Annotated in this window: 16 protein-coding genes; 13 read left to right on the forward strand and 3 right to left on the reverse strand. The window is 36.2% G+C overall.

All coding sequences use genetic code 11. The features are described 5' to 3' along the window. The first annotated feature begins 56 nt into the window (after positions 1 to 56). Genes A5819_RS09200 through A5819_RS09210 form a run of 3 tightly spaced genes read left to right on the forward strand, consistent with a single transcriptional unit; the run spans position 57 to position 1,871 of the window. Entirely contained in the window at positions 57 to 704 is a 648-nt protein-coding gene (locus tag A5819_RS09200; RefSeq protein ID WP_086278513.1) for a response regulator transcription factor, read from the forward strand. A 10-nt stretch (positions 705 to 714) separates the two neighbouring features. Then, on the forward strand, positions 715 to 1,452 hold the full coding sequence (locus A5819_RS09205) for a sirohydrochlorin chelatase (protein WP_086278514.1): 738 nt from the start codon (positions 715 to 717) through the stop codon (positions 1,450 to 1,452). After that, complete coding sequence (locus A5819_RS09210; protein WP_086278515.1) at positions 1,440 to 1,871, forward strand: bifunctional precorrin-2 dehydrogenase/sirohydrochlorin ferrochelatase; 432 nt, start codon at positions 1,440 to 1,442, stop codon at positions 1,869 to 1,871. The genes A5819_RS09205 and A5819_RS09210 overlap by 13 nt, the downstream gene beginning before the upstream one ends. Before the next feature lie 244 nt (positions 1,872 to 2,115). On the opposite strand, the gene A5819_RS09215 is transcribed toward A5819_RS09210, so the two are convergent. After that, positions 2,116 to 2,502: a hypothetical protein gene (locus tag A5819_RS09215; protein WP_086278516.1), complete on the reverse strand. Its 387-nt coding sequence runs from the start codon at positions 2,500 to 2,502 to the stop codon at positions 2,116 to 2,118. Positions 2,503 to 2,551: 49 nt separating this feature from the next. Then, complete coding sequence (locus tag A5819_RS09220; RefSeq protein WP_086278517.1) at positions 2,552 to 3,502, reverse strand: amidase domain-containing protein; 951 nt, start codon at positions 3,500 to 3,502, stop codon at positions 2,552 to 2,554. Positions 3,503 to 3,901: 399 nt separating this feature from the next. Here A5819_RS09220 and A5819_RS09225 point away from each other — a divergent pair, with 399 nt between their 5' ends. The 9 genes from A5819_RS09225 (at position 3,902) to A5819_RS09270 (ending at position 12,305) form a co-directional block, all read left to right on the forward strand. Then, positions 3,902 to 4,342: a MerR family transcriptional regulator gene (locus tag A5819_RS09225; protein ID WP_086278518.1), complete on the forward strand. Its 441-nt coding sequence runs from the start codon at positions 3,902 to 3,904 to the stop codon at positions 4,340 to 4,342. Beyond that, positions 4,339 to 4,896, forward strand: coding sequence for an NAD(P)H-dependent oxidoreductase (locus tag A5819_RS09230; RefSeq protein WP_086278519.1), 558 nt, complete (start codon positions 4,339 to 4,341; stop codon positions 4,894 to 4,896). Before A5819_RS09225 ends, A5819_RS09230 begins: the two co-directional genes overlap by 4 nt. Positions 4,897 to 5,122: 226 nt before the next feature. Beyond that, on the forward strand, positions 5,123 to 7,525 hold the full coding sequence (nirB, locus tag A5819_RS09235; RefSeq protein WP_086278520.1) for a nitrite reductase large subunit NirB: 2,403 nt from the start codon (positions 5,123 to 5,125) through the stop codon (positions 7,523 to 7,525). A 2-nt stretch (positions 7,526 to 7,527) separates the two neighbouring features. Further along, complete coding sequence (gene nirD, locus A5819_RS09240; protein ID WP_086278521.1) at positions 7,528 to 7,833, forward strand: nitrite reductase small subunit NirD; 306 nt, start codon at positions 7,528 to 7,530, stop codon at positions 7,831 to 7,833. 2 nt (positions 7,834 to 7,835) lie between these two features. After that, positions 7,836 to 8,816 carry a uroporphyrinogen-III C-methyltransferase gene (gene cobA / locus A5819_RS09245; RefSeq protein WP_086278522.1) on the forward strand — a complete coding sequence of 327 codons (981 nt, stop codon included), beginning with the start codon at positions 7,836 to 7,838 and terminating at the stop codon, positions 8,814 to 8,816. A 267-nt stretch (positions 8,817 to 9,083) separates the two neighbouring features. Further along, entirely contained in the window at positions 9,084 to 9,869 is a 786-nt protein-coding gene (locus A5819_RS09250; RefSeq protein WP_086278523.1) for a formate/nitrite transporter family protein, read from the forward strand. 47 nt (positions 9,870 to 9,916) lie between these two features. Beyond that, positions 9,917 to 10,825, forward strand: a complete 909-nt coding sequence (gene hemC / locus A5819_RS09255; protein WP_086278524.1) for a hydroxymethylbilane synthase — start codon at positions 9,917 to 9,919, stop codon at positions 10,823 to 10,825. Then, positions 10,822 to 11,502, forward strand: coding sequence for a uroporphyrinogen-III synthase (locus tag A5819_RS09260; protein ID WP_086278525.1), 681 nt, complete (start codon positions 10,822 to 10,824; stop codon positions 11,500 to 11,502). The genes hemC and A5819_RS09260 overlap by 4 nt, the downstream gene beginning before the upstream one ends. A gap of 257 nt (positions 11,503 to 11,759) precedes the next feature. Next, complete coding sequence (locus A5819_RS09270) at positions 11,760 to 12,305, forward strand: dihydrofolate reductase family protein (RefSeq protein ID WP_086278527.1); 546 nt, start codon at positions 11,760 to 11,762, stop codon at positions 12,303 to 12,305. A gap of 64 nt (positions 12,306 to 12,369) precedes the next feature. Here the strand turns inward: A5819_RS09270 and A5819_RS09275 are convergent, their stop codons facing one another. After that, positions 12,370 to 13,134, reverse strand: a complete 765-nt coding sequence (locus A5819_RS09275; protein WP_086278528.1) for a DeoR/GlpR family DNA-binding transcription regulator — start codon at positions 13,132 to 13,134, stop codon at positions 12,370 to 12,372. 310 nt (positions 13,135 to 13,444) lie between these two features. Here A5819_RS09275 and rpiB point away from each other — a divergent pair, with 310 nt between their 5' ends. Beyond that, on the forward strand, positions 13,445 to 13,894 hold the full coding sequence (gene rpiB / locus A5819_RS09280) for a ribose 5-phosphate isomerase B (protein ID WP_086278529.1): 450 nt from the start codon (positions 13,445 to 13,447) through the stop codon (positions 13,892 to 13,894). The last annotated feature ends 9 nt before the right edge of the window (positions 13,895 to 13,903 follow it).

The following is a 13,903-nucleotide window of genomic DNA, read 5'->3' on the forward strand; positions in this document are numbered from 1 at the left end:
CTGATTTTCTACAGGATTAACCGATTTGTTCCGCTTTTAAATTAGGAGGTGGTAAGATGAATATTATAATAGCAGATGATCATGCAGTGGTTAGAAGTGGCCTGCGTTTATTACTGGAAAGTCAAAAAAATATCACAGTTGTTGGAGATGCAGCAGATGGTACAGAGGCTTTTTTACTTCTTGAAAAATATCCTGTTGATGTTGTGCTGATGGATATGCGAATGCCGCCTGGAGAAAATGGGCTTCAGACAACTCGTCGTATTAAAGAGCATTTTCCAGGTGTAAAGACAATCATTTTAAGTATGCATGATGAAGAAGAATATGTCCGCACAGCTTTAGAATATGGAGCTAAAGGTTATATCCTGAAAAGTTCCCAAGATACTGTTTTGTTAGAAGCGATTCAACAAGTCATCAATGGGCAGATTGCAATCGATCCTTTGTTTGGCGAGTACGATAGTGAAACTTGGCTTAACAACAAGGATACAGTAGAAAATGATGCAAAATATGAACGTCTCTCTAAAAGAGAACGGGAAGTTTTACCCTTAGTGGCCCTAGGATACAGCAATAAAGAAATTGCCGAGCGCCTATTCATTTCTGTTAAAACCGTCGAAGTGCATAAGTCTCATGTGATGAAAAAATTAGAGTTTGAAACGTTTAGCGAATTATTGCAGTATAGTATGAAACATCAACTAATCGATTTATGAGGTGAGAAAGATGATCGGAGTTCTTTATGTATTTCATGGCAGTCAAAAAGCCGAAAAAAATCAGGCAGCGATGGCGTTTATTAAGCAATTAGAAACAAAAATTGATCCAGCACTTTACCAAGCAACAGCTTTTCTAGAAAACCATTCGGACACGATTCCTATTGTTGCCGAAAAAATGATCAAAAATGGTGTCACTAAATTAATCATTGTACCAGTCTTATTATTTGCAGCGAAACATGCTTTAGTGGATATCCCGAATGAACTTGAAGCAGTCAAAGAGCAATATCCAGATGTTCAATTCAAGCAAACAGAAACCTTCGGCAGTAAAAGTGGTAGCCGTCAAGTATTGTTGGAACGATTCCAAGAAATAGAGGCGGCGTATCCAGATGAACAACTAGTAGGAATTTTAGTCGCGCATGGTACAAAACAAACGGATGAACCACAACAAGTATTAACGGAGATTGCAGCCGAAATCCAACAACAAGTCGGTTTTTCCATTATCCCAACAAGTTTGAAAGGGCAGGAAGACTACTTAGAAGATATCAAAAAACAAGTATCAACGGATCAAAAAATAGTGATTGTTCCTTTCTTTTTATTCGATGGACATTTGATTACGATCATGAAAAATAAACTTAACGAAGCGTTCCCCAAAACGGATTTTATCCTCTCAAGAACACTGGAATTTGATTCACGAATTTTAGTAGATTTAGAAGGAATTGTGAAAGGGGCTATTACATGTATCCAGTAATGCTTGATTTAACAGGCAAGAGAATCGTGATCATCGGCGGTGGCCGAATCGCATTACGAAAAACCATTGCGATTTTAAACGCTAAAGGACAAGTAACACTTGTTGCACCAATTTTTTTAGAGGAATTCAATGAATTAGAAAATATAAAGCTGATTAAAGCAACCTACATGGCTGAGTATATCAAAGAAGCCCATCTAATTTTTGCTTGCACAAATTCCAAAGCCATCAATCAGAAAATCGTAAACGATGCATCAGAAGCTCAATGGGTCAATGACTGTAGTAAGAAAGAAAACAGTGATTTTTATAATATGAGTACGATCGAATCTCAGGATTATTTGATTGCGTTGTCTTCTTATGGGAAAGATCCAGCAGCTCTAAAAAAGAAGAAAGATCAATTCAAACTGTTATTAGAAGAATAAAAAATAAACGATAGGTTATCAAGTTCTGTCCCTTTTGATACAGTTCGTCATTTTGAGCTGAGCAATCACTCAAGCATTATTAATTATTCACTTTCCCATTCCTAGTACCCCTCGTACTGCAGTTGAACAAAACAGCTTGATTTGCCGAATGATCCTTTTATTCGGATAATAAGAGCCTGAAACATAACTTTTTGTGTTATGTCCCAGGCTCATTTCAATTACAACTAGATAATGACATCGACAGTTAATTCAAAAAATTTCCTTGAATAATTCTCCAACTATTTTTATCTTTTTCTAAAATCCAATAATAATCTTTATAGATTGATAATGGAGAGAGTGCACCTGAAACTAATTTAGTTCTAATATCAGAACTTAGAACAATTAGCTCTTTTTTATAGTCATCAGAATAGTCTTTAAGAACTCTGTCGGAGATCTCTTGATCAAAAATTAAAGTTATAGGTCTACCAACAGTCAAAAACTCTTTATAATTATTTTCCACTACAGCTACAGCATCTTCTATTTCTTCTTTTGAATATTCACTTGATTCTCCTATATTCTTATCTATTGAATAAAAACAAGACGTTAAATATAAAAGTGGAAGTAATAGCAGTATACATTTTGCACGATTCATAGACATTTTCCTTAATTTCAATATTTGGTTGAATCATTTAATAAATAATTTAAATGGCTCTAATAATATAAACATAATTATCGTTTAAGCTCAAAGATATACTATTCCAATTCCAATTAGTTCTGTTTGTACTATGTTGACTAATATAAATGTTTCCGTTCAGTTTATCCGTTACTACAGCATTATGCCAAGATCTACCAGTTTTTTTATTTGCATAATTCAAAATATCTCCAAGCTGGGCATTTTTATTCACATCATTTCTATTTGAATATCTTCGTACACTACGCCCTTTTACTTGCCAGTATTGTCTAAACGCATCTGCATTTATCCACGCAGCAGAATCTTTTAATCCTTGGCTAGTTCTTTTACTTGACCAGTCAATGTAACCTGGATATCCTGTTATTCCATCTTTCGCTCCGCCAGCTCTAAGTGCTTGTGAAGCAAAATTTGTACAATCTCCACCTCTGCCATCATAATTATTGTATGCTGGATTTGGTCGCGTTCCAAAAGTTCTTGCATAATTAGAGACATGGTTATTTGACCAGACTCCACGAGGTGAAATTCTTGGTCCACTATTTTCTTGCTCAGAAGCTGTTTGTGCAGACTCTAAATTTTCTTCATCAACAATTTCTTTAACATCAGCTAATGTCATATCATACGACTCTTCAATCGTTGAGATTTTCCCATCTTCTTCAGGAAGTGTTTCTAAATATATATATTCAGCTGCATAAGCTAATATATTATCATATTCGTCTAATTTAGTTAGCTCTTGATCACTTGAACTAGTTAATTGATCATATAGATAGTCAGAAAGCTCTTTGGAATGAAGTGAGTAGTCTAATCCTTGCTCTTTTAAATAGGCCATTAAAACATCTTCAATTTCACCAAGTGTCATATCCATACCAGAATTAACTTCACTAACAACCTCATCCGCATAAACTACGCTTGCTCCAAACCCGATTGAACAACAAATTACTAACCCTAAAATAAATTTTTTCATACAATAACTTTCCTTCTGTGTATTATCAGTACAATTTGTACTATAAATAATAATAAAGGGTTTGAAATAAGAATGAAATCTATTTTTTTTCAAAAGTTTTATTTAATTTTCTTAAACGTAACTTGAAATTACGCTAAGTTAATATCTTGATGGTGATTTTTATAATATGAGTACGATCGAATCTCAGGATTATTTGATAGCGTTATCTTCTTATGGGAAAGATCCAAAAGCCACAAAAAAATTAAGACAATAGTTGATCAGTGTTCTTGAAAAAAGATGAGCAGCTTTGATATGTACCAGTCTACTTCGCTTATTTTAGCGAAGTGGCTTTTTTGTTGACATTGTTCTTAGGTGCAATGTTAAGATGCCTTGAGAACGTAAAAAAAGGAGTGAGTTTTAATGTATAAGATAAAAGATGTTGAAAGAGAAATGAATATCTCTCTTTCGACTATTAGATACTATGAACGCCAAGGAATTGCAATAGGAACTCGTCAAGAAAATGGGTATCGTGTGTTTGATGAAGAAGATAAAATCTTACTAGAATACCTAGTTGTAATGAAGCATGTAGGCTTTTCAATCGCAGAAATCAAAGAATTATTGGCTTTCTTGAAATTCCCGGAAAGTGATGATTGCAGTCAACGATCCAATCAGTTATTAACAGAAAAAGAAATTGAAATCAAACAAAAAATCAAACATGAACAGATGGTTTTAAGCTTGATCAAAGAGTTAAAACCCAAAATTGTTGCAAAAGAATATGGGCAGTATGAAACAGAAATCAACAGCAAAATTAGTACTATTTATCAAGAAATCAAACAATCTACGTTAGGAGAATCACGATGAAAACAACGATCATTTATGCTCATCCATGGAAGGGCAGTTACAATCAAGCAATTTTGGATAAGGTAATTAAGCGTTTAAAAAACGAGCAAAAAAAATATCAATTAATTGATTTAAATAAAGAGCAGTTCAATCCAGTTTTTTCCGAAAAAGATTTGGCTTTATTTTCTAAAGGTCAAACAACGGATCCACTTGTCCTTCAATATCAAAAGATGTTAGGGGAGACAGAAGAATTATTTATTATAGCACCTACTTGGTGGTACGAATTTCCAGCGATCGTTAAAGGTTTTTTTGATAAAGTGATGTTAAAAAATATTGCTTATGATGATTCAGGACTGAGCTTAAAAGGCTTGTTCACTAATATAAAAAAGACGACGATCATCAACACGGGAACAGCACCAAAGTGGTACTTAAAATTCGTAAAAGGAAACTATGTTAAGTCGGTTTTTATTAACGGAACATTGAAAGATATTGGTATAAAAAAAGCAAAATGGAAATACATTGATGTTAAAACTGCCTCAAAAAATCAAAGAGAACAATTTCTGAACAATGTTTAAATACAGGTTTTAATAAACGGAAAGATCAACTGTCATAACTAAGAAGAGCATTACTTAGTTTAAGACAGTTGACTTTTTACTGAGAAATAACCTAAATAATCGAATCCAAACTCTATCGTTATTAGGCAATTCCCTAATAGTCATCCCCTTTCATTCTTGCTATTCTAAAAAAGACAAAGCATCAAATTGATTGCTCAAAATATCACAAAAGGAGAATCGACATAAAATGAAAGAAAAGCTTGTCTTAATTGGAAATGGAATGGCTGGTGTCCGAACGATCGAAGAAATCTTAGACCGTGACCCTAATCGCTATCAAATCACGATTATCGGAGAAGAAAAATACCCAAACTATAATCGGATCATGTTAAGTAACGTCTTACAAAAGAAAGTGACTGTTTCAGAGATTATTACCAATCCACTGGAATGGTATGAAGAAAACCATATAGAACTGATCAATCACGATCCTGCAGTTAAAATGGATCCAAATAATAAAACAATCAGTACAAGTTCAGGCAAAGAAATTTCTTATGATAAATGCATACTAGCCACAGGTTCAAGAGCGTTTATCTTACCTGTTGAAGGTGCGCAATTAACCGGTGTTGTTGGCTTTAGAACAATTGATGATACTGAAAATATGCTTGAGGCTGCTCAAAAATATCAACGAGCAGTTGTGATTGGCGGCGGGTTACTTGGTTTAGAGGCGGCTAAAGGATTACTAGATCAAGGAATGGATGTTACGGTTGTCCACTTGGAAAAATGGCTGATGGAAACGCAATTAGACGAAAAAGCAGGGAGAATGCTCCAGGCTGATTTAGAAAAACAAGGATTAAAATTTCTAATGGAAAAAGCGACACAAAAAATTCTTGGCGAGACTCGGGTTACAGGTTTAGCTTTTAGTGATGGAACGACGATTGAAACAGACATAGTCGTAATGTCGATTGGGATTCGTTCAGAAACGACCTTAGCAAGAACCACCACTATCGAAGTGAACCGTGGCATTGTTGTGGATGACTTTATGAAAACGAATGTCCCAGATGTTTTTGCTGTTGGAGAATGTGCGGAGCATAATGGCAATGTTTATGGTTTAGTTGCGCCCTTATTTGAACAAGGAAAAGTGTTGGCAGATGTATTAACCGACAAAGAAACGAAACCTTATCAAGGCAGTACGACATTTACTTCGTTAAAAGTATCTGGCTGTGATCTATATTCTGCAGGGAATATCAGAGAAACAGAAGGAATCAACAGTATCGAAGCATTTGACGGCATCAATTATACGTATAAAAAGATATTTGTTAGAGAGAATCAAGTTGTTGGTGTGGTTCTTTATGGAGATACCAGTGAAGGTAATCGCTATTATAATATTTTGAGGAAAAATGAAAGTATTGAAGAATATACGCCTGTTTCTCTTTTGCATATGGTGGGTGAAGAAGCCAGTACAGATGTCAGTGAATGGCCGGATGATGAAGTAATTTGCGGTTGTAACGGAATCGATAAAGGAACGATCATGACGGCAATCAATGAAAAAGACTTGACCTCAGTGGCAGATGTGACCAAACATACCAAAGCTGGCGGATCTTGTGGAAAATGTAAATCAGTGATTGGCGATGTTTTGGCTTATGCTTTAGGTGGTGAGGTCGTTTCTGCACCAACTGGAATTTGCGCATGTACTGATTTAACAAGAGATCAAATTGTCACCCAAATCTATGCGAAAAAGTTAACTTCTTCTACTGAAGTTTATCGTGAACTGAATTTTAGCAATCCAGAAGGGTGTCCAAAATGCCGACCTGCGATCAATTTCTATTTAAATGTAGCATGGCCTAAAGAACACGAAGATGAGAAAGAATCCCGTTATGTCAATGAACGTCTATACGCTAATATTCAAAATGACGGTACATTTTCTGTAATACCAAGAATGCGCGGTGGGAAAACGAATCCTCAACAATTGCTATTGATTGCCAAAGTTGCAGAAAAATATGATGTGCCAATGGTTAAAGTCACAGGTAGCCAAAGGATTGGGTTATACGGGGTGAAAAAAGAAGACTTACCAAAAATTTGGGCAGAGTTAGAGATGAAATCAGCGGGAGCTTATGCAAAAGCGGTTCGTTCAGTGAAAACCTGTGTTGGCGCAAATTTCTGCCGATTTGGGACTCAAGATTCAATGGGACTAGGAATCAAATTAGAGCAACGATATGAGTTTATCGATACCCCTCATAAATTTAAAATGGGTGTATCCGCTTGCCCAAGAAGCTGTGTAGAAAGCGGAGTAAAAGACTTTGGAATTATTGGTGTGGACAATGGTTTCCAAATTTATGTTGGTGGTAATGGTGGAACGGAAGTCAAGGAAGCAGTTTTACTAACAACAGTTGAAACAGAACAAGAAGTCATCGATATTTGTGGAGCAATGCTGCAATATTATCGTGAAACGGGTATTTATGCTGAACGAACGGCTCCGTGGATAGAACGTATGGGCTTTGAGCTTGTGAAAGATGTTTTATTAGATCCAGAAAAACGCCAAGAATTATTGGCTGCATTAGATACAGCAGTCACTGGACGTCGTGGAAATCCTTGGGATGAAGTCGTGGAAGATGCCCAAACACGCCAAGAATTATATACAGTGGGGAGAGTATAAATATGGAGAAAATTTTGGTCGGTCAATTAGCCGATTTAGCCCCTAGAATGGGGAAAGAAGTTATTGTTGGAGAGCAAAAAATTGCTGTTTTTCGCTTAAGTGATGATCGTATCAAAGCAATTGAAAATGTTTGCCCACATAAACAAGGACCATTAGCTGAAGGAACGGTTTCAGGAGAGTATGTTTTTTGTCCATTGCATGACTATAAAATCAATTTGAATGACGGACAAGTACAAGAACCAGATGAAGGCTGTGTTCGTTCTTATGAAACGATTGTTGAAGCAGATCTCGTTTATATTATGGTGTAGCGATGGGGAAAGTCTATTTTGTCGGGGCTGGTTCAGGAGATCCAGAACTACTAACATTAAAAGGGAAACGCGTGTTGGAATCAGCTGATGTGATTATCTACGATCGGCTGGTTCACCCAGTTTTGCTCTATTTGGCAAAAGATTCAGCACGCTTTATTTATAGTGGGAAGTACCCCAAAAATCATGTGTTAAAGCAAAAAAATATTAATCAATTATTGTTAGAAGAGGGACGGAAGAATCAGCTTATCGTTCGATTGAAAGGCGGTGATCCTGGTATTTTTGGTCGAGTTGGTGAAGAAATCACCACACTTAAAAGTGAAGGCATCAGCTATGAAATCGTCCCTGGAGTAACTGCTGCATCAGCTGCTAGCAGTTACAGTGGCATTCCGCTTACGCATCGTGACCATAGCAGTAAAGTAACGTTAGCAACCGCTCATCGCCAAGCAGGTGAGATGCTGGATTTTAAAGGGTTAACGGAAAACGGTACAATGTGCTTATATATGGGTGTAGAGCAGGTAGCAAGTACACAGCAAAAACTTTTAGAACAAGGGTGTTCAAAGGAATTACCAGTGGCAATCATCGAATGGGGCAGCTTAGGTCGTCAGCGTACGATTACGGCAACCGTTGAAACGATGATCAACGCAATTAAAACGCATCAAATTCAAAACCCGGCGTTGATTATTATAGGAGAGGTTGTTTCTTGCCGAAATGGTGCCGATTGGTTTGAACAATTGCCATTATTTGGACACAGAATAGTGTTGATCGATACAAAAACAATCGATTTTGAAACGATTATTACTTATACACAGCAAGGAGCCGATGTTTATGCCATTCAAGTTGGTGAACAGCGGGATCAGCGCTTTGATGAGGTGCATCAGCGGTATTTAAGTGATCATTATTTTGATGAAGTAGTGTATTTAGATCAAAAATTAGCAATAATGTATGAAAAAGAGTGGGATGTTTTAATTAAGGGAATTGTCTAGCTAGGCTTTTGTTTTGAAACATGCCAAGAAACACAACGAAGAAATGAGTTGATGTTGAATGCTCCTGCGATTACTCGTCGCATGAAAAGACTTGGTACAAGGTGCAGCGAAGCGGAACGTTGTTACCATGTGTTATCTAGCTACACGGGCTAGCTTCTCGGGAAAAAGATAAAAATAGTTTGTGGTAAAAAGCACCACAATCGATTTTTCCTATTTTCCAGTCGGAGCTGAACGAACCCGTTCCGCTTCTAAATTAGGAGGTAAAATATGAGTTCACTTCAACCACCAGAAATAGTTGATGTTACAATTGAAAAAGGGGTTCAAAAAGCGCGAGCTAGTTTTTTGACTTTGGCGGTATTAGGGTTTTTAGCAGGGGTTTTTATTGCTGTTGCAGGGATTGCAATGATTCGGGCGATGGGAACGATGCCGAAAGAATGGGGGTCACTTGTTAATGTGATCGGTGCTGCAGTTTTTCCTTTTGGCTTGATTTGTTTGTTATTAGCTGGAGGAGAATTAGTTACAGGGAATATGATGGTCGTTTCGATGGCATTGTTCGCTAGAAAAATCAGTGGCAAAGAATGGCTGAGAAATATTGTGATCGTGACGATTTTTAATTTGCTTGGTTCATTATTTGTCGCGTACTTCTTTGGTTATTTAAGTGGAGCCTTACAAGGTGATTTTGCTGAGCGTGCGATCCAAGTTTCACTGGGAAGAACGAAAGATACCTTTTTACAAGGCTTTCTTTCAGGTATTGCGTGTAACTTTTTAGTCAGTACAGCTGTTTATTTGAATTTTGCAGCAAAAGATTTTATTGGAAAAATTGTAGGGATTTTCCTGCCGATCATGGGTTTTGTGATTTGTGGGTTCCAGCACGTTGTAGCCAATATGTTTTTGATTCCAATGGGGATTCTTTTAGGTGGGAATACTTGGTCAGCGTTTGGGCAAAATATGGTTAGTGTTTACTTAGGCAATATTATTGGTGGCGGCTTTTTTGTAGCTGGTCTCTATTTCTTAGCCTATAAAGTCGGTACTGGGCAGTTGTCAAAAAAATGAAATCTAGTATGATTAGAAGATAAGAAAAGAAAAAGGAAGTAAGTAGAATGAAAACCGTCCGTGTCGGTACCAGAAATAGTCCCTTAGCAATGAAACAAACAATGATCGTGTTAGCGTTACTAAAAGAAGTTCATGGTGATTTTCCAGTTGAGATCGTTCCGATGACGACCAAAGGAGATCAGATGCTTTCTGTTAGTCTTGCTAAAATCGGTGGAAAAGGATTATTTATCAATGAAGTAGAACAAGCTTTGTTGAAAGGTTCGATTGACTTTGCGGTCCATAGCTTAAAAGATATGCCGGCAAAAGTTGCAGATGGATTGACGCTAGCTGCGATTCCAGAGCGAAGTGATCCAGCTGATTGTTTGATTTTTCGAGAAGTAAATACTTTGGAAGTATTACCGTTTGGTGCTAGAATTGGAACGAGTAGTTTACGGCGGGAATTCCAAATGAAAAATTTGCGTGAAGGTATTCAAGTTGAATCGATTCGAGGCAACGTTGGAACTCGTTTGAAGCGGATGGAAGAGCAAAGCTTAGACGGGATCGTGTTGGCTGTTGCTGGTTTAAAACGTTTAGATTGGTTTGCAGTACCCACCCATCCTTACCTTATTTTAACCTGTGAGCAATGTATTCCAGCGGTAGGACAAGGTGCTTTAGCTGTAGAGTGTCGTAGCCAAGATCAAGCGATGAACGATTTTTTAAAACCAATCGATCATTTATTAACAAGAAAATTAGTTATGGAAGAGCGTGACTTTTTAGCGATGTTAAATGGAAATTGTGATATTCCTATTGGTGCTTTCGCTAGTCAAGAGCAAAATGGTTACCGCTTTTCAGGGTTTTTAGGAGATAAGGAGTTACAACAATCCTTCACTAAAAGTGTGACTGTTCAAGAAATAGAGGGTGTTGGAACGCAAGTAGCCAGAACGTTGTTAACTGAAATGAATCAGGAATCAATATGAATAAAATTCTTTTAACACGTTTGATAGAAGATAACGAAGAGGATCGTTTGTATTTTCAGCAAAAAGGATTTGAGACGGTTGAAATTCCATTGATTGAATTGAAAAAAAGAGTTTTAGATCAATCATTTGATATAATGGTGAAACAGAGTGAGTGGATTTTTTTAACAAGTCAACATGCAGCGGAGTTCTTTTTTCAGCAAATAAGTCAAAAAGAGATTGAGATGAAAAAATTTGCTGTGATCGGTGAGAAGACTGCTCAGGTGCTTTTCGCGAATCAGGTAGAGACAACATTCCAAGCGCCATGTGCAACTAAAAAGAACTTATTTGAGAGATGGGCAGCCAGTTATTTAGAACCAACTACGATTTTTTATCCCAAAAGTAATTTAGCTGATAACATTGGTGAAGCAGAATTAGTCGCTAAAGGGCATCGGTTATTTACGCCAATCCTTTACGATAATGACTTTCCAAAAGAAAATCAACAGTTACTACGAAAGCAATTACAAACGGAAAGAATAGCTGCAGTTTATTTAGCAAGTCCATCCTTATGGCAACGGTTTTTATCCGTTTATAAAGAAGTTAAGATAAGAGAAATGCCGATGCTATACTGTTTAGGTGAAACAACAAGACAAGCTATTCTAAAAGATGGTTACAAAGCAAAACTAAGAAAAGAAGTATAGTTGAAAGAAGGAATACTCTTCAGTTCAACTATACTTCTTTTTTTAGACAAACTGGTTGACGAAATTGATAAAACGGGTACAATAAATAATTCAAGGAAGATACATACTTTAGTATTATCGGTGTTGACCAAGCTGCACAAATTAATCCTTAGGAAAATAGATAAATTGTCAGTGAAACAAAGAACGTTTCAATGTCAATTTCATAATTTTCTACAGGATTAACTGATTTGTTCCGCTTTTAAATTAGGAGGTTTTTAATGAGTAGAGAAGTTATTTTGTACATTGCAGCAAGTGTCGATGGGTATATCGCTGAACCAGATGGCAGTATTGATTTTTTAGGCGGCGGGATTGAATTAGTGGAAGAGGATACTAGTTATCAAGAATTGATGGAAAAGATCGATACAGTAGTGATGGGACGGACAACGTATGATCAAGTAGTCAATGAATTGGCGGTTGATCAATATCCATATGAAGAGCAATCATCTTACATTATCACAAGTCAACCAGATCAAAATACTGAAAAGCTATTCTTTACAAGTCAAGGACCTGTTGAGTTAATTCAAGAATTGAAAGAGCAAGAGGGTGAAGCGATTTGGGTCGTTGGCGGAGCAAGTATTATTGCACCTTTAGTCGAAGCAAATTTGATTGATACTTATATTCTTACGACAATTCCGACGATTTTAGGGAAAGGGATTTGTTTATTTAATGAATTCAATGGACCGGTGAATTTGAAGGTAGACCAAGTTTATGTGAAGAATGATATGGTGTATACAACGTATACAAGAAGAGAGTCTATCGTTTAACATTTTAATTTATAAGAAAAAATAACTATTTCGTGTCTTTCACTGACACGAAATAGTTATTTTTTTACAAAATTTCAACATCATTTTCGTAATGTTTTTTTACTTCCTGCAACAATTGGTCATCAGTGATCAGGACTTCTAACTGATTCAATTTTGCAAATGTCGCAATAGATTTTTTCTCAAATTTAGTGCTGTCGATCAAAGCAATCGTATGTGGTGCAATTTCCACCATGCGTTTCTTTAATTCAACTTCATAAAGATTGAAATCCGATAGACCTTCGGATGAAGAAATAGCATAAGCTGAGGTGAATAAAGTATCGATATTTAGTTTCTTCAAAATTTCAATACCCAAAATCCCTTCAACAGCATTGGATGAACCTTTAACAACGCCACCAATTAAAATTACCGTCAAATTATAGTTTTCCTTCAATAAAGATGCTGTACGAATACCATTGGTCAAAATCGTTAATTTTAAATCAGATTGATCGATTAATTTAGCCAGTTCATAGCAAGTTGAGCTGGCATCTAAGACAATACACTCGCCTGATTTTATATAAGCTAATGCCTTTTTAGCAATTTGTGCCTTTTTATCTATATTCTTTTGTTTACGAATATCATAATTTTTGTCGATTTTAAGTGTTTCATCTTCTTTACTGCGAATTGCTCCGCCATGTGTACGAATCAAAAGATTATTTTTACTTAAATAATTTAGATCAGAGCGAATCGTGGCTCGTGAGACATTTAAAACTTCTGTTAACCCGTTAACAGATACAGACTCTTGTTCCTGTAATAGGGACAAAATCTTCTCTCTTCGTTGGTCTGTATACAATTTTACCTTCCTCCTTAACTCCTTTTGTTAGCTAAAGTATACAGGATTGGCTATGAAATGACAAATATACTGCCATTTACTTTCGTTTTTTTGTTTTTTTAAGAAAATATGAAACTATTTGCTGATAAGATACATAAGGTGGATTTGCTGAAAAAGGTTTTTTTTGCAAGTATATTCACGTGTCGAAACCGTATCTTCATACTTTCGATATTTCTCTTTTAAACCAAAAACGAAAACAAACGAAAATAAACGTTGACAAAACGAAAGTTAAAAGTTAATATGAGTGTATACAAAGAAAGAGGTGGAGAAAATGAAAATCGGGATCGGTTCAGACCACAATGCATTTGAAATGAAAACTCAATTAAAAGAACATATAGAAACTTTAGGAATAGAAGTCATCGATTTTGGCTGTTTTTCACCAGAAGAAGTAGATTATCCTTCTATTGCTTTTGAGGTAGCAAATGGTATTAATGATGGAAAAATTGAACGAGGTATCTTAGTTTGTGGAACAGGTATTGGCATGGCGATGGCCGCTAACAAAGTTCCAGGGGTTAGGGCAGCACAATGTCATGATACCTATTCTGCAGAACGTGCCCAGTTAAGTAACAATGCGCAAATCATTACAATGGGCTCAAAAGTTATTGGAATAGAAGTAGCAAAGAAAGTTGTTTCGGAATATCTTTCTGTCAAGTTTGAAGGCGGGAATTCTGCACGTAAAATTGATCAAATTATGCAAAAAGAATCAGAAGTTGCCAAATAAAAATGCAAA

Source organism: Enterococcus sp. 7E2_DIV0204 (genome assembly GCF_002140855.1).
GTDB lineage: Bacteria > Bacillota > Bacilli > Lactobacillales > Enterococcaceae > Enterococcus_L > Enterococcus_L lemimoniae.